Source organism: Desulfosarcina sp. (assembly GCF_046496365.1).
In the GTDB taxonomy this organism is placed as follows: Bacteria; Desulfobacterota; Desulfobacteria; order Desulfobacterales; family Desulfosarcinaceae; genus Desulfosarcina.
Genome location: NZ_JAWOHB010000208.1, coordinates 1 through 20,706, shown reverse-complemented (window position 1 = coordinate 20,706; position 20,706 = coordinate 1). Strand labels below are relative to the sequence as shown.

At 59.3% G+C, this 20,706-nt stretch carries 12 protein-coding genes; 2 read left to right on the top strand and 10 right to left on the bottom strand.

The window, feature by feature from the left end; translation table 11 throughout:
• The 5 genes from R6V78_RS20375 to R6V78_RS20355 form a co-directional block, all read right to left on the bottom strand.
• Window positions 1-1,525: PKD domain-containing protein (locus R6V78_RS20375; protein WP_410291232.1), on the bottom strand; the 1,525-nt coding region annotated here is incomplete at its 3' end.
• A gap of 635 nt (window positions 1,526-2,160) precedes the next feature.
• A complete protein-coding gene (locus R6V78_RS20370; RefSeq protein ID WP_410291231.1) occupies window positions 2,161-4,890 on the bottom strand; it encodes an MtrB/PioB family decaheme-associated outer membrane protein in 2,730 nt (909 codons plus the stop codon).
• A gap of 38 nt (window positions 4,891-4,928) precedes the next feature.
• A complete protein-coding gene (locus tag R6V78_RS20365) occupies window positions 4,929-5,846 on the bottom strand; it encodes a DmsE family decaheme c-type cytochrome (RefSeq protein ID WP_410291230.1) in 918 nt (305 codons plus the stop codon).
• The gene (locus tag R6V78_RS20360; protein WP_410291229.1) at window positions 5,843-7,465 is read right to left on the bottom strand and encodes a choice-of-anchor U domain-containing protein; all 1,623 of its coding nucleotides are present in this window, start codon (window positions 7,463-7,465) and stop codon (window positions 5,843-5,845) included. The genes R6V78_RS20365 and R6V78_RS20360 overlap by 4 nt, the downstream gene beginning before the upstream one ends.
• 103 nt (window positions 7,466-7,568) lie before the next feature.
• On the bottom strand, window positions 7,569-9,356 hold the full coding sequence (locus R6V78_RS20355; protein WP_410291228.1) for a thrombospondin type 3 repeat-containing protein: 1,788 nt from the start codon (window positions 9,354-9,356) through the stop codon (window positions 7,569-7,571).
• 407 nt (window positions 9,357-9,763) lie between these two features.
• On the opposite strand from R6V78_RS20355, the gene R6V78_RS20350 reads away from it, so the two are divergent.
• Together R6V78_RS20350 and R6V78_RS20345 are read left to right on the top strand one after the other, a co-directional pair.
• Entirely contained in the window at window positions 9,764-10,189 is a 426-nt protein-coding gene (locus tag R6V78_RS20350) for a MerR family transcriptional regulator (RefSeq protein WP_410291227.1), read from the top strand.
• Window positions 10,190-11,022: 833 nt separating this feature from the next.
• The gene (locus tag R6V78_RS20345; protein ID WP_410291226.1) at window positions 11,023-11,418 is read left to right on the top strand and encodes a hypothetical protein; all 396 of its coding nucleotides are present in this window, start codon (window positions 11,023-11,025) and stop codon (window positions 11,416-11,418) included.
• A 64-nt stretch (window positions 11,419-11,482) separates the two neighbouring features.
• Here R6V78_RS20345 and R6V78_RS20340 read toward each other — a convergent pair whose 3' ends face one another.
• The 5 genes from R6V78_RS20340 to R6V78_RS20320 form a co-directional block, all read right to left on the bottom strand.
• On the bottom strand, window positions 11,483-15,388 hold the full coding sequence (locus R6V78_RS20340) for an efflux RND transporter permease subunit (RefSeq protein WP_410291225.1): 3,906 nt from the start codon (window positions 15,386-15,388) through the stop codon (window positions 11,483-11,485).
• A gap of 51 nt (window positions 15,389-15,439) precedes the next feature.
• Window positions 15,440-17,161 (bottom strand): efflux RND transporter periplasmic adaptor subunit, encoded by a 1,722-nt coding sequence (locus R6V78_RS20335; RefSeq protein WP_410291224.1) that lies wholly within the window; start codon window positions 17,159-17,161, stop codon window positions 15,440-15,442.
• A gap of 77 nt (window positions 17,162-17,238) precedes the next feature.
• The gene (locus R6V78_RS20330; RefSeq protein ID WP_410291223.1) at window positions 17,239-18,240 is read right to left on the bottom strand and encodes a hypothetical protein; all 1,002 of its coding nucleotides are present in this window, start codon (window positions 18,238-18,240) and stop codon (window positions 17,239-17,241) included.
• Window positions 18,241-18,650: 410 nt separating this feature from the next.
• Window positions 18,651-19,415: an ABC transporter ATP-binding protein gene (locus R6V78_RS20325; RefSeq protein WP_410291222.1), complete on the bottom strand. Its 765-nt coding sequence runs from the start codon at window positions 19,413-19,415 to the stop codon at window positions 18,651-18,653.
• A 22-nt stretch (window positions 19,416-19,437) separates the two neighbouring features.
• Window positions 19,438-20,574: an ABC transporter permease gene (locus R6V78_RS20320; RefSeq protein ID WP_410291221.1), complete on the bottom strand. Its 1,137-nt coding sequence runs from the start codon at window positions 20,572-20,574 to the stop codon at window positions 19,438-19,440.
• Between the last annotated feature and the right edge of the window lie 132 nt (window positions 20,575-20,706).

Genomic DNA, 20,706 nt, shown 5'->3' with positions numbered 1-20,706 from the left:
TACTCTGTTTTTCCAGCATTTTCGAGATGTCGAAATTCTCTTTTGCAAGCCGTCGGTATTCTTTCCTCAGTTCCGCTGAAGGCGGCTCTTCGACTACCGGGGGCGCTTCGTCCACGGGGGGCGCTTCAACAACCGGCGGTTCTTCAACCACCGGGGGCGCTTCGACTACCGGCTGCGCTTCGACTACCGGGGGTTCCTCGACAACCGGGGGTTCCTCGACGACCGGCGGGGTTGCGCCATCCACATGAACCTCACAGATATCCGTGGCCCTGAGCAGGCCGCTGTCCGTCAGGGTCAATTCAAACACCAGGGTTGCACTGCTGCCATCGGGTACTGCCGGAGCGGTAAACGTCGGCTTGATGGCGCCCGCTGCCGAGAGCGTGACCGCCGTACCGGCAGTCTGCTTCCAGGTGAAGCCGTTGTCGGGATCGATGTCGGCGTCCGGATCGTAGGAACCGGATGCGTCCAGAACCACCTCGTCGCCGGCCGCAACCGTCTGATCGGCACCGGCATCGGCCACCGGAATCTGGTTGATGTTGGTTACGTTGACCACACAGCGATCGGTGGCCGCCAACCCGCCTTCGTCGGTGACCGTCAACTCGAAGGTCAGCGATTCCCCATTGGCACCGACATCGGTGATTGAAAATAGCGGATTGGGCGCATTGGGGTCGGACAGGACGGCAATAACGCCACCGATGTCCACCTGATCCCAGGAATAGGTCGCGATGCCGTCGTCAACGCCGTTGGAGGCAGCGCCGTCCAAGGTGACCTGGATCCCTTCGGCAACGGTTTGATCTGCACCGGCGTCGGCCACCGGTTCAATGTTGACCCAGGAAACGTTCACGATGGCCGTGTCCGTGTCCATCGCCCCGGTTCCATCGGCCACGGTCAGGCGGAAGGTCAACGCCGCGCCGCCAGGCCCCACATCCGGCGTGTCAAATGTCGGATTTACCGCATTCGGCGCAGAGATGGCCACGTCAACCGGTCCGTCGATCTGCTCCCAGAAATAGCTGGCGATGCCGTCATCGCTGTCATCCGAGTTTGAGCCGTTCAGGCTGACGGTAATCCCCTCCTCCACGGATTGGTCCGGTCCGGCATCGGCCACCGGAGGTACATTGGGAACCGGAATCATGATGTTGACCACATCAGAAACGGCGGCGGATACGCCGCCAAGGGTGTCTTTGGCCCACGCATAAAGTGTCTGCAGCCCATCTGCAGTGAATGTATACTGACTGGGCGGTGAAGACTGCCAGCCGGCATCGCTTGAGCTGGGCGCTGCGGCCGAGGTGGTCAGCAGATAACCATTCACACTGGCCTGGTTATATTGGTCAGAATCCGTGGCCATAAAACTGTCAACGGGCACGGTAGTTGAATCATGAACCGATGGGAGTTGAAAATTGGTGACCACTGGCACCCCGTGGCATGATCCGCAGTTGGTACCAAATGCCGGTTTGGCAAACGCATTGCCCGAAAAAGCGATGCAAAGAAGACCGACGATCAGGCCCAATGTGTACTTATTTTTCATTTTAAAAACCTTTCCGACCCTTCTTATGAATGGGTCGATGAACATTGATGAACCCGTAAAAAGTCACAAACAGTGTCACTCCTGCGGAGGCGGGAGTCTATAACTATCTGAATCTTATGGATCCCCGCCTTCGCGAGGATGACAATAAACCTGAAATTTCGACTTTTTACGGAACCATCAACATTGTTTCAAATTTAAAAATCGCAGGGATATCTCCGAAAATGGGCTGCCTTTCCGGGGCAATGGAACGACCGGTCCGGCTTCATTTTCGGGTTAATGGGTTTCATGCTGCCAGCGCGCTACTGGTGGTTTCATGAGCAGTAAAAGCAACCTTCGTACCAGATATATTTTAATCATAATTTCAATGGTTTTAACAGTTTCCGGAAGAACAACAACCTGCCGCAGGACCATAACTGCACACCTGGGTGCAATTTGTTGTATACATTATTTTGTATATGCATTTCCGGCAGGGTCACCGACGGCTGAAGACCGTCTGATTTCGATCGAAATGGCATGACTGAGGCAACGGGAACAACCCAGAAAATACTGCGGCAGGCCGGTATTTAAGCAGCGACGCACCAGTTTCGCAGCCTTTGCGACTGCGGCATTGGTGCGCAGGGAATGGATGGATGTTCTCAGTTGTAGCGGAAGGTAATCTTGGTGTAGATCACATGGGCGTCATAATCCTGGGGCAGCGTCCCGGAAATCAGGGCACCCTGGTAAGCGCCGGCCGTGTCCACGGGAACGTAGGCAAAACCGTCGGCGGCAAAATCTGCATAATCGAATTTTTCCCACAGATAGCCAAGGGTGACATCGACGTTCAAAGCGGTGTTGTGGTAGATAAGCTTGGTGTTGAGCATATGGGTTTTGGCGTCGTCGACAGCCGAAAAATCGGCGAACGATCTGGACGGGCTGGCGAATTCAAGATTGCCGTCAACCTCGCTGAAAGCATAAACCAGATCCAGGTCCAGAAACTCGGGAATCAATTTCAGCTTCAACCCGCCGCCGATCGTATCGACCAGATCCTGGCCCTTTGCGTTCCAGTCGAAGCCGGTACCCGGCCCATTATTCTGGCGACCGCGCTGTTCGCTCTCATATATTTCGTGGGTGTAGAAAAGGTTCAGTGTCAGCCGTTCGCCCAGCGCATAGTCCGTATCGAGTGAAAATACATAGCGATCGTCCGCGATCAGGCCATAGGGCGAGTCGTCGAAGTCATCGGTGCCATAGGCCACCGAACCGCTCACGGCCAGGGCATCCGCTGGGTAGACCGTGGCCATGAACTGAATCCAGTCGCGCGTCAAGTCGGCCTGATCGTATTTTCTCAGTTGCGGGAGCTGATCGAGATCGTCGCCACTGTCAAGATAGGCGTCGTAGCGGTACTCCCCGATGTCCCGCCGGGTGCGTTCGTAGGCGGTGCGGATGTCCAGCCAGTCCAGGGCGCGGGTATCCAGCGACGCCTTGACGATGTGGTCTTCCTGTTCGGCGACCTCGCGGTTGTCGCGTTCGGTTTTGATATATGCGTAGCCCAGGTTCAGGTTGGAGCGCGTGAACACGTCAAACCCCACATCCGCCCCGGCCTGGGTCTTGGTGTAGCTGGTGGGCAGATTGCGGATAGCCGTCGAGACAAGGGATTCATCGGTTTCGACATAACCGTCGGGGAAATCGATCACACCGGTCTGATTGTCATAGTCGTAGTAGCGCAGATTGCCCGCGACGCGCATGAAGGCCAACGGCCTTGAAGTGAACCGGAAATTGTAGAGCGATGTGTTCACCCGGGCATCCACCCGCTCGGCCGGCAGCGCGGGTGCGGCGATGGCGGTATTGCCGGTGAACGGCGCCAGCGCATCGTCCTGGGTCGTGCGGCCCCAGGCGGCGCTGGCCGTGATCTGGCTGCGCCAGGGCAGTTGGGTCAGCGCACCGTTGACGGCCAGATTATGATACTGGTTGTCCGGCGCCAGGTCGATGGTCCCGGAGGAAGCGCCGGCGACGGGGTCATCGGCTGCCCGCAACGGGTTGTCAAAACGCAGCGTGTCCTGATTGTTTTCAAAACGGGAATACTGGTAGGCGATGTTCAGAAGAAAGGGGGCCTGGGCGTACTCGCCCGAAATTTTGAAGTCCGTGGTGTCGTAATCGACCGGTTCGAAAAGCTCGACCATCTCGGCGTTGTTGAATGCCCCGGCAAAGGGTCGGGTGCCTTCACGCGCTTCGTTGGCCAGATCGACCCGCAACGTAAAAGGATCCCATGCCAGCAGGTCGAAACCCAGTTTGCGCTTGTCGCGCGTGGTTTCGGGATCTCCGGCAACGGCACTGGCCATGTAGCCGTTGAGCCGGTTGGCCACCTCGACGCCGTTGGGCGCCGACTGGATATCGGCCTGCAGGTTGTCGTCGAGGGCCATATATCCCGAACCGATGCCGGAATAGAGGGTCCGGGCATCGTACGCATAGCGATGGACAAGGTTGTCCCAGGTGGCATCGATGCCGAATTTGCCGTAGCGGCCTCCTTCGGCGCCCACCAGCTGGTCATCCTGGCCGATCCCGACCGCCTTGCCGCGCAGGTAGTAGTCTCTGCCCTTTTCGACCTCGATGGCCGCATCGCCCGCAACCGGAGCAGTAATATCCCGATATTCTTCAAACCTGGCGGATTCGTCCTCTCCGTCGGCCGAACGCAGGATCAGGCTGGCCTCGGCGGAAACCACCAGCGTGGATTCGTCTGTGGCCGCTTCCGACGCCGATTCCGCTTGCGGTTCCCGTTGGGTCGATTCGACTGCCGCAGCGGGCGCGCCAGGGTCCTGCGCTTCAAGGGGTTCAGATGCCGCCGCCATCACCGGCGCGACGGCCGCCGCTGCCGCAGAAGCGGCCCCAATGGACGCTTCCGCCCGCGCCGCCGGCGGTGACGGCGCCACTGCCGGCGCTTGGGCTAAAGCGGCCCTGGCGGTCGATGGTTCGGCATAGATGTCCAGCACAAGCCGGTAATCCTGCTCTGGACGGGTATCCGAGGCGATCAACAGGGGTTGGACACGGGCGCCCGGCGCCTTGAACATCAAACGAATTTCAGTTTGGTCGTTTACCTGGTGCCTTTCGATCCGGTCCACCGCGCCGTGCAGTTGGTCGGAGATCTGCCCAAGCACCGGGGTTACGGCCAGGCCTGCGTCGTACAAGGCGATATAGCCGGATTGAACCGGTCCGATGCGCGCGGGCCTTGCACCGCTGCAGTCAAAGACAATGCGCGTATACCCCGGGTGCAGGCCTTCGCGCACGTTGTTGATCACAGCGCCGGCGGCCAGGGCCGACGGCGGCAGGGCCAGCAGACTGACCATCAGAAGAACGACCCCGACACGGTGTCTCCTGGAAAGATCACTGCTCATGATTGGCTCCTTCCTCTGCCCGGCGCCGTACGCATTCATCAGCGCACCAGGCTCTTTCCGGATGGATGGTTCGTGCCGTGGATGGCCACGTGGCAGTTCAGACAGTCCCGATAGAAAACGCGGTTATTGAGCACCCGATAAACCGATTCTCCGGCATCCGCGCTGCTGCGTGCGCCCAGTCCACCGGGATGGGAGGCATTGGAATGGCAACGCTGGCACAGGTACGGCGTCTTGGCGTTCAACAGCGCATTGCGAGAAGAGCCATGGGGGGTATGGCAGCTCAGGCACGCTTCCACCACCGGCGGGTGCTCCCACAAGAACGGCCCCCTGAGATCCGCATGACATTCAAAACACTTGGTGTTGACGGATTGGGCGTCAACCAGCTTGTCGGCAATGGTCCCGTGGGCATTGTGACAGTCCGAACAGCGCATCTTGCCCTCACGGATGGGATGGTGGGACTGGCGCATCAATTCGGCCCGGACAGGCTTGTGGCACTGCCGGCAGGTCTCTTCCTGGCTTGCATAGGCAAGGTTTTGGGCGTTGTTCTTGTGGGTGCTGTGGCAGCTGGTGCAAGAGAGGCTGCGCCCCTCATGCTCGCTGCCGTGCCACAGCGCCTGGCCACCCTTGGAATGACACTGCAGGCAGGCGGCGTTGTTGACCACCGGGCCGTCCGCCGAATCGGCTTTGAGAGAAAGGATGCCGCCTTCGCCGTCCGCATCCACATGCTCGGATCCGGGTCCATGGCAGGACTCGCAGCCCATTTGAGCCTCAGGGGTGCGCGGGTCGGCGGCAATGCTGTGGCGGTTTTTCTGATAACTGTCGAAGTAATCTTCGTGACACGCCATGCAGGTCTCGGAGCTCACGTACTGTTCATCGGCAGCCCGGGCCGAATCCGTTGTCCGGATCAGCAAGGTGGCCGCAGCCATGCAGAACAACGTCAGCAGCCGTGTCTTCATTCCATCTGTCTCCTTACCAGCAAAATAAACCCCCCTGCGGCAAGGAACACAAAGAGGGGCGCTGCCATGGATTTAAAAAAGCGGAGCCATTCGATAGCCGCCGTGGCGGCGTTGATGAAACAGCCGCCGCCACTGCTGCCGAAGTTGTTGGAACCCACGGATATGGAGGATGACAGGCCCGCGGCAAGTCCACCCGGATCGCTGATCACCTGGGGGGTTGGGTCGTCGTCAAAGTCACCGTTGTCCGTAATATAGATGGTCACTTGCGTGCGGTCGGCATTGAAGACGGCGCCGTCGCCGGAACCGTCGCCGATCAGATCCCGGCTGAAATCGAACCAGCCTGCGGCATCGGTGTACTTGTACCATTTGTAACCGGCCGGCGCGGGAGACGGCAAGTAAATCGTGACCGATGGGCCGGCCGGATCGATCACCCTCAGTTCGAAATCCAAAAATCCGTAGAGCGGGTCATTGGGCTGCTGCGATCCGCCGCCCACATCCTGGGCCCCCAGCGGAACCACCCGCGTACAGGCATTGGCACCCGTGTTGCCGATACCAATGGGCTGACCACCGGCCGCGTATGTCGAGACGACGCCTGGCATGCCGTCGAAAGCGGTGATGCCGTTGTCGTCCACGGTAACGCGTATTTCGGTGCCGCCCTGGGCGCCGTCACCATCGGTCACGGTCAATTGAAACGTCAATGTGGCCCCGTTGACCCCCACCGGAGGGGTGACGAAGCTGATTTGAACGTCAAAGGGGTCGGAAATCACCACCGCTGCCGGATCGGTGGCGTCGATGGCCGAACCGCCGGGACCGTCCAGCTGCAGCCAGGCATAGTTAAAAATTCCCAGGTCGTCGCTGGAGCCACCGCCGTTGATGATAACGGTTTCTCCTTCGACGACTGCCTGATCCGGCCCTGCCGATGCCACGGGCGGTTCGTTCACCCGGTCCTGGCTGGGGGTGGTGTCCACCTGGGCGCTGGCCGCGGCGGAAACGTTGCCGGCCGCATCCTTGGCCCAGGCGTAGAGGGTGTTGACTCCTGCCGCAAAGAAGGTGTAGCGGGTGGGCGCGGTGACCTGCCAGCCGGCATCGTCGGCTGGTGGATCCACGCCGGACTCATTGAGCAGATAACCGGTGACAGCGACATCATCGCTGGCCGTGAAGCGCGTAACGGCAACGGTAAGGGTGCTGGAGACAGCCGGCAGGCTGAAGGCCGTGACCGTGGGGGCGCTGGCATCCAGCGGAAAGTCGGTGGCATCCCCGGGAAAGGTTCCGGCGGCAAACTCAGCTTGGTTGGAGAACAGATCAAGGTCCGAATCCATGCTGTCCAGGCCGCTGCGCACGATGGGATAGCCCTTGCCGCTGTGGCAGTTGTTGCAGTCGCCCGTGACCGGAATGTCTGGGTGTTTTTGGGCGTACTTGGCCTGATGGGTGGGGTCCATGAAATCGTCGCCGTAGGGGTTCATGGCCAGGTTGGCGTTGGAAATGTGGCAGGTCATGCACTGGTTGAAAGGTGCTGAATATTTGCCGCTCATGAATGACCAGGCGTGGACCGCAACGGTTGATGCCATCAAAAAGAAAAGGGCCAGGACCGGAATCAGGTGGATCCTTGAACGGCTCATTTATTCCTCTGGTACCTCTGTTCGGGTTAAAGATTGTCAGTCGGGCGTCTACGCCGGCATCGCATTTTATCGGCGATACCGGCGCTTTGCCATCGTCGATCCATTACCGTTCGGGCCTGGAGAAGGTGTGGCAGCTGCTGCAGTCATATTTTTTGTCCTTGACGTGCTTGTCGTGGATCACCGCAAAGCTTTTGTTCTCCTTCTGGCCATGGCACTGGGAGCATACGGTCGACTTTTCCGCCTTGAGCTGGTATCCCAGATCGCCCTGCAGATCCATGCGGTCGATGCGGCCGTGGCAGTCCGTACACGACAGCGCATCTGAAGCCGGGCTGATCCCGTGATTGAGCATCCCGTGGGTGTCGGTCAGCACCCAGTCATAGGGCTCGTTGGCCGGATAACCCATGGCCGTCAACCCCAGCTGGATTGCCGTATCCACGTCTCCCGTACCCTTGAGGTATTCAAAGGTGTTCAGGGCGATCAGGCGATGGTCGGCCCGGGTAACAGGCTGCATGGCGGTCTTGTATTTAAACGGATAGAGCTTGCCGCTGGTGACGGATCCCAACGGTGTTGAGGTCGGCCAGGTATCGGTGTCCCCATTGTAGGCGCGGCTGGCGTCATCACCCAACAGCGCGTTGTCGCTCTTGCGATTCCAGAATCGGTATGTTGGGGTCAGGTTGGCAGCCTTTTCCGTGTAGGGGTGGCCGGCTACCGCTGTGGCATCAGCAGGACTTCCGTCGTGATGGATTCGCCAGTCCCGGTAGGTTTCCGTAGCCACTTTGGCATACACCGGGATGTGGCAGGTCTGGCAGGCCACCCGGGCCACGTGATCGTTGATCTTGGCCGTGTCATGGCCCTTGGGGGAATTCTTGTCGGCGTGGCAGGTCAGGCAGCTGACTTCAGATCCCCGGGCCAAATCGTCTGTGGGGCGCAGGTCCGAGCCTTTGCCGATCACCTTGTGCTTGTCGAACACATGGCAGGACTGGCACTCCAGATTGGCGCCGCTGCCGTTCATGTGCACGTCAAAGTTTCGATCGGCATTGGTGACGGTGGCCCTGGAGAGATCGCCGCGCTTGACCCCGTCGCCACCGCCGGCCGTCGCATGGCAGGCCAGGCAATTGGCCCGGGTGGGCCGATGGACGTTTCGCACCATGCCGTCATCCGGTTGGGCGACCCCCATGGAACCATCGGGAAGGCGGGCGCGCTGGGCGGCATAGTCGTCGTTGTGACACACCAGGCAATCGACATTTTCCCGATCGTCGCCCGCTTCGTCAGGACGCTGGCCGCGACCCACGTGACAGCTGCCGCAAACCGGCCAGTCGCCTTCGATGTTGATGCAGTAGCTGTTGACCGCATTGGTCAGCTTGCCCTGTCGTTGGCCCACGCCATTAACCATGTCCGGGGCCTCGCCCAGCCACTGGTAATGGGTGGTCTGCAACATCTCGTCGGCCTGTTCGGCATGGCAGGCAAGGCAGTTGCCCGGATAGGCGCCATAGGTGAGACTGGCATGGGGATCGCTGCCGACGCCACCACCCGAAGGCCCGGGGGATGCCCCGTAGAAGCTTCCAAATATGGAAAAGTCAGCGAGATCAACCTTGCCGCTGCCGTTTAAGTCTGCATCGGGGTCACTGGTGCCATAAGCAGCTCCGAACATGCCGAAATCTATCAGGTTGACGCTGCCGTCATTGTTTAGATCCGGGTCGCATCGGTTGCCGAACCCATCGCCATCGCTATCCCTTTGGTCTGGATTGGCACTCATGATGCAGTTGTCAGAGGCATCCGGCACGCCGTCGCCATCGGTATCTGCATCAGCCCATGCCGTCGATACGCTGAGAATCAGACATGCCGCAATTGATGCGATGATTAGCCTACCATTGCCATTTTTGTCAGCCATTTTCTTCCTCCGGTTGTCCATGTGGATCCCAAGCGCTTTTATATCGGTGCCGGCAGAGCGAAATTCTTGCGGGCCAAAAGGAAAATCGACCGGCGAATCTACCACTTCTAGCTTATATACATAATATGTACCAGATAGCATCAACATTCCTGGTCGTGGCCGGGAAAAAAGTAGGATTTAAATCCTAAAACATTGAAATAATAATTTTATTTTTTAATTGCGGCGGCATAACGACGTGGACTGGCTAAATTGCGGCGGTCACATGCGAGACAGGAATTTTACACTTGCCCTCAAAAAGTGCACACTTAACGTGCAAAAAATTGTGAAACGATCGCATTCATGCTATAAGGCGGTCGTTCAAATCCAGTTCTCACCACCGCCAACCCGCACAAAAAAAGGGACAGCTGATGGATTCAGAAGACAAGGGGGAGGTCACCTACCTGATCAACGACGTATCCCGCCGGGTGGCGCTGTCCCAAAAGCGGATTCGGGAATATGAAAAGGGCGGGCTGATCAAGCCTGCCCGTGAACCGCGGACCAACAACCGGCGCTATTCCGAAGCAGACATCAACCAGATTCAGCGCATCAAGGAACTGATCCATGCGCACGGTTTCACGGTGGCCTGCCTGAGGTTTTTTCTGGCCTCGGCCCCGTGCTGGGTGATCTTCAATTGCAACGGGAAAGAGGTCTGTGCATCCTACAGCGATTTCCGGATTCCCTGCTACGAAGTTGCCAAACATGCAACCCACCACAGTGGAATCAAAGATTGTGAAAGCTGCCCCATCTACCTCAACCGCGATGTGAAAACGATGCCCTTGCTGTTAAAACCATGAGCCACCAACCCTGTCCGGGCAAGAACCCCCATTGCACCCGCCGGGTCGGGCCGGCATGAAGCCGTCCTTGCTGAAGAGAAAATGACTTGACGCATCATTTCTGATTGCTATTCTAAGCGTCTAACCTACTTCCAGTTGCATTGGGTGCAATGAAAAAGACCTACAAAATATTCTGTCTGGAAAGACGAACCGGAATCGAACGCCGGCGGTATTTATATCATTGCCATATCCCCGACCGGAGGGCTGCCGACAGATATCGCAGCGCCACTGACCGTCGCACAGGGGAATGGATCGAGCCGAGCCGGGGCATTGACGACAATCCCCTGGAGAACTGACATCGTCAGGGGATGGGCGCCCTTTTCACCCGCACCGTTCATCCGCGGCCATTGATAATCGGGCCGCGTGTATTACTGTTTTTCCTATTGGGCACCGTTTAATCTGTCATTTGCGACTGTCCTGCGGCAGCACGAGGTAGCACCATGATTTTTCGATTTGTATCGGTGGCTTTGCTGGTTTGGGTCTTATCCCCGGTGTTCATCCAGGCGGATGATCAGGAACCGCCGGCGCAGCCAAGGGAAGTTGCGCCCGAAAAAACACAATCAGCGCCGCAAGTTCAACCCCTAATCCAAGCCGCCCCCGCATCGGGAGGGGATGAGCGCGCCGAGCCACCCGTTGCCGATCAAGGCCTTCAGCCGGCCAAACCCGTCCAGACCGATGCCAAATCATCCAGCCCGGGGCAAACGCAGCCAACCTTGATTGATAAGGATCGACGCTGGCTTATTCGCCAACCTTCGCCGGATTCAAAAAAGGCGCCGACGGCCCCTGTTAAACCGGTGAAATGGAGGGATGACGCGCAGAAAAAAAATTGCGAGGCAACCCTTGAAAATCTGAGGGCTGCATTTCTCCGTGCGCGGTACTACTCGATCCAGGGCGATTCGTGTGCCTGCGCTGAAAATGCGGCCCTGTTTCTGAGCATCTATGAAAAAGCCAAACCATCCTGCCCGGAAAATTTCTTGATAAATGAAGGCTATAACGACCGGATCACACGCAACATGGGATGGCTGCAGGTGCTGGGAGAGAAACGCTGCCTGGGGCCGGGTACCGCTCCTGACGCAAACGCGGAATCAAAAGCCGCGCAAAACCCAGAAACCCCGCATGCATCAACCCCCCAGCGGACGGCAGCGGATGCGGATACCCCCTTGGGCAAGCCGACCGCAGCCCCGCAGTAGTCTTGGGCCGATCTGGCAATCATCGCACCGCACAGAAGGACGCCCACAAAACCCCCCTGGTGGTTCAAACCGCCTTGCTGCCCGTTCGGCGGCTGAATTCGGATTCCTTCCTCCAGCAGTAAAGCACCGGTACCACCAGCATGGTCATCACCTCGAAGAGCATCCCGCCGAATGCCGGTATGGCCATGGGAACCATGATGTCTGAACCGCGCCCGGTGGAGGTCAATACGGGAATCAATGCCAGCAGCGTGGTGGCGGTGGTCATCACGCAGGGACGTACGCGCCGCAGACCGGACGCGATGACCATGTCCCGAATTTCGGTCATGGATTGCGGCTGTTTAGCGGCAAACTGATCTTCCAGGTAGGTGGCCATTACCACGCCGTCGTCCGAAGCGATACCGAAGAGGGCGAGAAAGCCTACCCAGACGGCGACACTCAGGTGGATTGGATGCACCTGGAAAAGGTCGCGCATGGCTGTGCCGAATACGCTGAAGTCTAAAAACCAGGGTTGTGCATACAGCCACAGAAGCGCAAAACCGCCCGACCAGGCAACCGCGATCCCTGAAAAAACAATCCCCGTGACCAGCGTCGATTTAAACTGCATGTACAGGATCAGGAAAATGATGACCAGGGTGGCTGGCAGAATAACCTGCAGCCGCTTTTCGGATCGCACCTGGTTTTCATATGTGCCCGTGAATGCGTAACTGACGCCGGCCGGGAGCGACATCGCCCCGGTGGCCAGTTTGTCTTTAAGGTAAGCGTCGGCATCGTCGACCACGCTGGTCTCGGCGGCGCCCGCATGGCCGTCGAACAGGACATAACCGATCAGGAAGGTATCCTCACCCTTAATCACCTGGGGCCCCTTGACGTAGGCAATGTCCGCCAACTGTCGCAGGGGAAGTTGGGACCCGTCGGGCAGTGGAACCAAAACCCCTCCCAGAGACTCGAGATCATCCCGCAATTCACGGATATAGCGCACCCTTACCGGATAGCGCTCCCGGCCCTCCACGGTTGTCGTCACCTGACGCCCGCCGATGGCGAATTCGATGACATCCATCACGGTTTGCAGCCTGATCCCGTATTGGGCGATGGCCTGCCGATCCACCTCGATTTCGATATACGGTTTACCGATGACGCGATCGGCAATCACGGTCTGGGGTCTGATCGACGGCACTTGTCTGAGAAAACGCTCGATCTGCAGGGATGCCTCTTGAATCGTGGGTAAATCCGGGCCAAAGACTTTGACGCCCATACTGGCGCGGATGCCGCTTTGCAGCATGACCATGCGTGCAGAGATGGGTTGCAGTCTGGCCGCTGTGGTTGTTCCCGGCATGCGCGCCGCCTGGGTAATCACATCCCAGATGTCCGCTGCGCTGCCAATGCCGCTCCAGGGGTCCCTTCCCGGATTGAGGGAGGAATCTACGGCCGGCCGCCACAAACGAAAGGGCTGCCCCTTGGGATCGGGAATCAGGCGGCCGCGTTCATCGCGGATGTAGCGCCCCCGGACACGATAGGGTTGACCGTCCAGCGCAGGCAAAGGGTTGCCGGCAGGGTCACGCATCCAGTCGGTCTCATCAGCTTCATGCTGAAACCGCAACACCTCGTTGTTTTCGTCCTGCAGGTACTGCGGGTGATAGATGATCAAGGTCTCGATCATGGACAGCGGCGCTGGGTCCAGGGGCGTCTGAGCCCGGCCCAGCTTTCCCACGGCCGTCTCGACTTCGGGAATCGCCTGGATGGCGCGGTCCTGCTTGTGCAGGATGTCCAGCACTTCACCGATGGATGCATGCGGCATGGTCGACGGCATCAGAAGAAAAGATCCCTCATCAAGGGGAGGCATGAACTCCTTACCCAACCCGGGAAACCGCTGCTGCACCAACTGATAGGAGCTGCTCTGTTTGACCAGACGCGGAACCCACCCCCAGAGGAAATCGGTCCCCAGCCACACCATGCCGCCCCAAAATAAAAGCGCGGCCGGCAGGGCCAGGAAAGCAGATTTATGGGCCAGACACCACTGTAGAATACTTCTGTAACGGTGGTAAAACACGAGGAACAATCCCAGGATTCCACCAACCAGCCCTACCGTAAAAAGAAAGTTCCGCCAGCCCCCCTTTTCGGCCCCTAGAGGCGCCCAGTGTGCCGTAAGGATCAGGATCAGGACCGTTACCAGCACGAACTTGACCAGCAGCAGCGCCTGCTTGCGGTGTGTTTGCGGCATCCATCGGTCCAGCAGGTAATAAATTCCCAGGATCGCCAGTACCGAGCCGACGCTCAGATCCACCAGCAGCATGGTCAAAACACCCAGATAGACCAGCCCCTCATAGAAAATCCAGCGCTTGCCGCGCGGGTTCTGTCGGAACTTCATCAGGGTATGCATCAGCGGTGGAATAACCACCAGGGCCAGAATCAGCGATGCCGAAAGGGTGAACGTCTTGGTAAATGCCAGCGGCCTGAACAGCTTGCCTTCCGCACCGGTGAGGCTGAAGATCGGCAGGAAACCAATGATCGTGGTTCCGACCGCCGTCAGCATGGCACCGCCCACATCCCGGGAGGCGGACATCAACAGCGTCAGCCGTCCCGGGGATGGGGTGGCTGCTGCCAGGCGGCGATGGATATTTTCGGTCAGAATAATGCCCATATCCACAATCGTGCCAAGGGCGATAGCAATTCCGGAGAGGGCTACGATATTGGCCTCCACGCCGAAAATGCGCATGGCGATAAAGGCAAACAGGACCGCGAGGGGCAGCATGCTGGCCACCACCAGCGAACTGCCCAAATCGAGCAGGATCACGATCACGACCACGATGGTCACCAGGGTTTCGCTGATCAGGGCCTTTTCCAGGGTGCCCAGGGTTTCCTGAATCAGCTCGGTTCGATCATAGTAGGGAACAATCGTCACCTGAGACAGGCTCCCGTCCGCCAGGGTGCGCCTTGGGAGGCCGGGTGAGATCATTTCAATCTTGCGCTTGACCTTCTGGATGACCGCCAAGGGGTTTTCACCGTAGCGCACAACCACGACCCCGCCAACGGCTTCGGCGCCGCCTTTGTCCAATGCGCCCTGGCGCGAGGCGGGCCCCATTACCACGTTGGCAACTGTCTTGACCAGGACGGGAACACCCGCATTGATTTTGATCAACGAATTTTCAATGTCTTCCAACCCCTTGAAAAAACCCAGACCGCGGATCAGGTACTCCACACGGTTGACTTCGATGGTCTGGGCGCCCACATCCAGGTTGGCCTGGCGGATTGCGCCGAGCACGTCATACAAAGACACGCCGAAAGCACGCATGCGGTCCGGATCGATGTCGACCTGGTATTCCTGGACGAAGCCGCCCACCGAGGCCACCTCACTGACCCCGTCGACACCCGTCAAGGCCAGACGCACGTACCAGTCTTGAATCGTGCGCAACTCATTCAGGTCCCATCCGCCGGTGGGCTGCCCCTGATCATCGCGGCCCTCCAGCGTATACCAGAAAACCTGGCCCATGGCCGTGGCATCCGGGCCCAATAACGGCTGAACTCCCGGCGGAAGCGTCTCCGCCGGCAGGCTGTTCAGTTTTTCCAGAATCCGGGTACGTGACCAGTAAAAGTCCACATCATCTTGGAAAATGACATAAATGCTGGAAAATCCGAACATGGAAAAGCTGCGCACCGATTTGACCGAGGGCAGGCCCAAAAGGGCCACGGTGAGGGGATAGGAGATTTGATCCTCTACGTCCTGAGGGGAGCGACCGGGCCAGTCGGTGAACACGATCTGCTGTTTTTCTCCGATGTCGGGGATGGCGTCCGCCGGCACGGGGTTGCGCAGCGCCCCCCCGACATCCCAGTCGAAGGGGGCAACCAGCAGACCGCCGGCAACCATCAGCAGCACAACCACAAATACCGGAAGCTTGTTGCGGATGCAAAAGCGGACGAGATGTTCGATCAAGGTCGCTGGACGAGATGGATCCAAATCGCTAGGGGGCTGCATTCACTTGTGTATCCATGGTGGTCACATTTTTTCAGGCAACGGAACTGTTTGCTACTGGCCCAGGGCCCGGGTGGACCGGCGCGTCGAATCGCCGTAGCTGCCGGGCCGGCGGCGCTGCACAGCAGACTGCCCGTGCCGCGATTCGGGTCGCCGGCTGCGCACGAAGGTGTCCCCGTCGTCATGCCCCCCCGGGGTCAGATCGGCGTCTTGTGACTCCCGAGGCATGCGGCTGAGATTGCGTTCATCCAGATATTCCGCATTCATGGCCTCCGATCCGCCGTGGAGGTGGTAGCCTTCGGCGCGGTCATTGTCGGGCATGGCCATCATGCTCTTGCGCGCCAGAATCTGGACGGCGCTGTCGATCTTGAAATGACCGTTGGCCACGACATACTCACCCTCGTCAAGGCCCTCGAGAACCACATAGTGGTCCTGGGACTTGGGACCCAAAACGACCTCCCGTCCTTCAAACAGGCCGCTTTGACCTGGAACGGCCGCGTAAACCACCGCCCGCCGGCCGGTGATCAGGGGCGCCGTGGCCGGTATGAGCAGCGGGTTGACATGGGTGCCCGCGTGCCCATCGGCGGCCACCTGCCCAGCGGCATCCAGCCGTGCATGCACGGTGGCGCGGATGAGCATGCCGGTTTTCAGGCGTCCCCCCTGCTCCGAGAGCAGGGCGCCCACACGGAAGGTTCGGGTTTGGGGATTGAACACCGGGTCGATGTAGACCAGTTCGGCGGTGAATTGCTCCCCGGGGTAGGCCGTGGTCTCGAATTGCACCTCCTGGCCTTTACGCAGCCATGGGTAATCAGACTCGTACGCATCCAGGCGGGCCCACACGTATTTGGGGTCGGCCAGGGTGATGATCGTCGTTCCCCGGTTGACATAGCTGCCTTCAAAGGCGTTCTGCTCGACCACCTGACCGTACATGGAGGCGTACACCGTGGCGATGCCGGTGGCATCGCCGACCTTCATCAGCTCGTCGATGTCCCGTTTGGGCAGCCCCAGGATGCTCAGCTTATGGCGGATGGCCGCAATTTTACGGTAGGCCGCCTGGCGCTGCTCAAGCCCCGCCGCGGTCGAGTCCAGGTGACGGTCCTGAACCGGCACCTCCTGCGCCACATGGGGCTGGCCGCTCTGAAAGGCCAGAAAGCTGGGTACGAAGGGCAGCAGTTCGATGAGCTGCTTCTGGGTGTCGTGCAGATCCGTGGAGTAGATGTCGAAAAGCGGGTCGCCCCAACGGACGAACTGGCCGGCACGCTTCACGTAGACGCGATCGATGACCCCGGGCATGAACGCCGACAGCCTGGTCATGTGGGCCGGGTCGTAGTTGATCTCACCAAAAAGGCGGATGTCCGCCGTTGCCGCCTGGCGCACCACCGGTGCCAGACGGATTTCGGCCAGCTTCATGGCCTGGGAACTCAGCCGGATCCGCGCGCTCTCCGGGTCGACCGCATCCGCATCCCCTTCCGGGTGGGTGTGCGCCATCCCATCAACCCCTCCCTCGACGGGCATCAATTCCATGCCACACACCGGACAGCGGCCGGGTTCGGCCAGCGGCGGCGTGCACATCATGGCGCAGGCATACAATTGGGATGAATCCGAAACCGGACTGAGCACATCCGCATGGCCGTGGTCAGGAGCGGTGGCTGCAGCCGGCGGGGAGTCGGTCCGCCACCCGCTGGACCAGTAGCCCAGAAAAAACAGTGCACCTGCCAGCAGCAGGCCCAGAAGAAAGTTTCGACGTGGTCGGGTGATCAGCGGGAATCGTTTCATAGAACCTTGGGGGTAAGTTCGGGTAAAAAAACGCCAATCGATTTTCAAGTCGCTCCCTGTCGCGGTTCAACAGGCGGTCAATAGCCCTCAAGACTGAAGTCGGTAAACACTATCGGATAACCTGAAATCGCAACAAAAAGAATATAGGCTATCATACAGGCTGCGCAAAGCTTTTTTTGAACCGCCGGGATGGTGGCAGACAGGGAATCAATCTGCTGGAAACGCGCGAGCACCCCGACACCGGCCCCGCAGATGCCGCCGGTCAGCAGCGTCAGATAGAGGGGATACCCGATAAACCCGTATTCGCGCTGCAGGATGTCGAAGGGGCAGTGGTGCGTCGGCAGCTGATAAATATAGATGCTGATAAATGCGATGATCGCCACCAGCGAGACGATCAGGGCGGCAACGCTGAAGGTCGAAAACCAGCGCGCGGCCCGGCCGGTTACCAGAAAATGGATGCCGGTGCGCATCGTCAGCGCCATGCTCAGGTAAAATAAAACCATCATGGGAATGGCCGGCAGACTCGCCATGGCGCCGGCGACGCTGACCGTCTCCTCGCTGAACAGCGCACCGCAGCAGGAGGTGATCACATCGGCCTGCATGTTGCGAAAATACTGCGTCACCAGAAAGGATTCCAGGATCAGCAGCATGGCAATGGGGGCCAGCCATTTGTATTTGAAGTCAATCAGGGGATAGTCCTCGGCCTGCTGGTCCACATGGTTGACCACCAGCCAGATCCCGCAGAGCAGAAAATTGAACAGCTTGAGCGCCAGGGTCGGGTAGCCGAACGCGTTGACGTTGAGGGACCCGGCCGCGCACATGGCACCGGTGAAAAGGGAGTGCAGACGGTCGGCGGTGAAGACAAACAGGAACAGCGACAAAAGCTCAAAGCACATCAGGTAGGCAAGCACGCTGGAGATCAGGCAGGTCTGACGCTCCATGGCCAACTGCTCGCCGCCGGTGCTGGCAAGATCCCAGCGCAGGATGATCCGCACCCCCAGTCCCGCCGTCACCAGCACCACCGCGCTGATGAGCCAGGAACCCCCAATCAGGGTGATAATGGCCGGATTGAGAATCAAAAGGTTACCTTCCACCCGGTAATTTAGCGGTAAGACCAATTAACCGCAGAGACCGCAAAGATCGCTGAGGTGGTGTTCGCTCAGGCCAGGAATCACACCCCATAACTGTTTTTTAAATCTTTTCTCTGCGTCCTCTGCGCGCTCAGCGGTAAGACCAATTAACCGCGGAGACCGCGAAGATCGCTGAGGTGGTATTCGCTCAGGCCAGGAATCACACATCCCATAACTGTTTTTTTTAAATCTTTTCTCTGCGTCCTCTGCGCGCTCAGCGGTAAGACCAATTAACCGCGGAGACCGCTAAGATCGCTGAGGTTTCATTCTTAAGACCAACCAACACTCTATCTTTTTCAAAACCCTTCTCTCCGCGTCCTCTGCGTGCTCAGCGGTAAGAATCTTTTTGGTTTTCGCTTTTATTGCAAAGTCGACGCACCGCCCACCAGCCGCCCGTCCCGCATCTCCAGTACGCGCGCCACGCATGCCGCCTGATACACCCGCACGTCGTGGCTGGCCACCAGAACGGTCAACCCCCCGGCGGCCAGGTCCGCCACGAGGGTTAGAAACCGTTCGGCCAGGACGGTGTCCAGGTGAGCCGTGGGTTCATCGGCGATCAACACCTTGGGCGTGTTGATCAAAGCCCGGGCGATGGCGACCCGCTGCAGTTCGCCGCCGGAAAGCGCCGTCACCTGCTGATCGGCCTTGTCGCCCAGGGAGAACTGGTCCAACAGCGCCATGGCCCGCCGGCGCAGCCGGCTGAAGGGTTCGCCTTCCGGATAGGCCGGGATCATGGTGTTGTCCAGGACGGTGAACCCCTTGATCAGGTTGTAGTTCTGGAAGACGAAGCCGAATGTGCGCCGGCGCAGCCGGGCGGCAAACGCTTCCGGCAGGCTGGTGGTTTCGCGGCCGTCGACATGCATGCGACCAGTGGAGGGTCTGCACATCAAACCGATGACACTCAGCAGGGTGGTCTTGCCCGACCCACTGGGCCCCTTGATGACGGTCAAACCGCCGCCCGGCAGTGTGAGCGATACCGGGTGCATGGCAATCACGCGCTGCCGGCGTCCCTGCGGATAGGATTTGCTGATCTGGTTGAGTTCGATCATCACGGTTGCACTTAACTCCGCCCGGTTTCGCGAATGCCCGGGGTCGCAGCGTCTCCCCTGCCCTTTTGGATGCACGCGCGGCATCCTCGGGTTGAGATCACAACTGGCGCATGACGGTGTCCGGATCGGTGATGGCCGCCCGCCAGGTGGGCAGCAGGGTGACCAGGGTATAGGGCATCACCGTAAAGAAGAAAAGCACCGCCAGCGTATTGAGGTTGACCACCGGGCTGAGGCGGTAGTGCGGATAGAGTACCGCCCAGCCTTTGAGGGCATGTTCAAACAGCGGCGCCGAGGCCAGGAAAACGTGCGCGTAGGCCGCCACGATACCCAGACTGTACGCACTCAGGCTGATGACCAGTCCTTCCCAGGTCTTCATGCGCAGCACATCGGCGGTCTCCCAGCCGACGCCCTTGAGGATGCCGATCTCGGCGCGTTCCTCCGCACTCAGGCCGGTGGCCTTGTCCCAGGCAAAAATAAAAAAGGCCAGCACCGCGCCGCTGAGGGCCACCAGCACATACCCGCTGCGCCAGTCGAAAATGGTGTCGTAGGTGCGTTGAATCTCCTCCCTGAGGATCGGCCGTGTGTCGGGCAGGCGCTCGAGGATCTTGGCCGCCACGGTCCGGGTTTCATTGGGGTTGCGTATCCGGCCGACCAGGTCGGTGGCATAGCCTTTGGGGATGCCGGTGATGCGGCGGAAGGCGGACTCGGACATAAGAATCAGGTCGGCGGTCACCAGGTCGGTCTCCCCGCTGAAGGTCTCGGCAATGGTCATGGCCAGAGATTGGCCCTCGTAGGTCTTGAAGAACAACTGGTTGTTGCGGGCCGCTTCCCAGGTGCGCAGGACCCCGCTGCCGATCTTGATCTCATCGTCGCCATGGGCGAATTCCGGGGGGACCATCAAGGTGTAGTTGGCCTTGGAGGCGGGATGATAGTAGTAGCCCCACAGGCGCGGCCGGATATCGCGTGCGCCCCGCAGGCGGCTGATGGCGGAGGCGTATTCCACCGGCATCAACGCATGCCGGCCCGCCACCATGCGCTGGACCACCACTTCTGGGGTGTCCTGCAGAACCGTGCCTGCATCGTGCCGCAGGCTGTCACTGAAAAAGAGGATCGACGCGATCAGAAACACCATGGCACTGTAAAGGCCGATCAAGGCGGCGTACTTCCAGCGCCGCCGCCACAGGGAGCGCAGGGTGTAGTCGAGGAAATAGCGTTGGCGGGCGATACGCTTCAATGGACAATTAACCGCGGAGACCGCTGAGGTCGCAGAGGATGTCTATATTTTATCAGTGTTTGTTTCGCTGATCGCATCCAGTACCTTCTGCATGGCTGAGTCACTATCGACCCTACCGGTCAGGTTATTTTT

Excerpts from the sequence above, each read along its gene's own strand:
- R6V78_RS20350 (WP_410291227.1), top strand. The coding sequence starts at position 9,764 with ATGGATTCAGAAGACAAGGGGGAGGTCACCTACCTGATCAACGACGTA.
- R6V78_RS20335 (WP_410291224.1), bottom strand. The coding sequence starts at position 17,161 with ATGAAACGATTCCCGCTGATCACCCGACCACGTCGAAACTTTCTTCTG.
- R6V78_RS20360 (WP_410291229.1), bottom strand. The coding sequence starts at position 7,465 with ATGAGCCGTTCAAGGATCCACCTGATTCCGGTCCTGGCCCTTTTCTTT.
- R6V78_RS20340 (WP_410291225.1), bottom strand. The coding sequence starts at position 15,388 with ATGCAGCCCCCTAGCGATTTGGATCCATCTCGTCCAGCGACCTTGATC.
- R6V78_RS20365 (WP_410291230.1), bottom strand. The coding sequence starts at position 5,846 with ATGAAGACACGGCTGCTGACGTTGTTCTGCATGGCTGCGGCCACCTTG.
- R6V78_RS20355 (WP_410291228.1), bottom strand. The coding sequence starts at position 9,356 with ATGGCTGACAAAAATGGCAATGGTAGGCTAATCATCGCATCAATTGCG.
- R6V78_RS20370 (WP_410291231.1), bottom strand. The coding sequence starts at position 4,890 with ATGAGCAGTGATCTTTCCAGGAGACACCGTGTCGGGGTCGTTCTTCTG.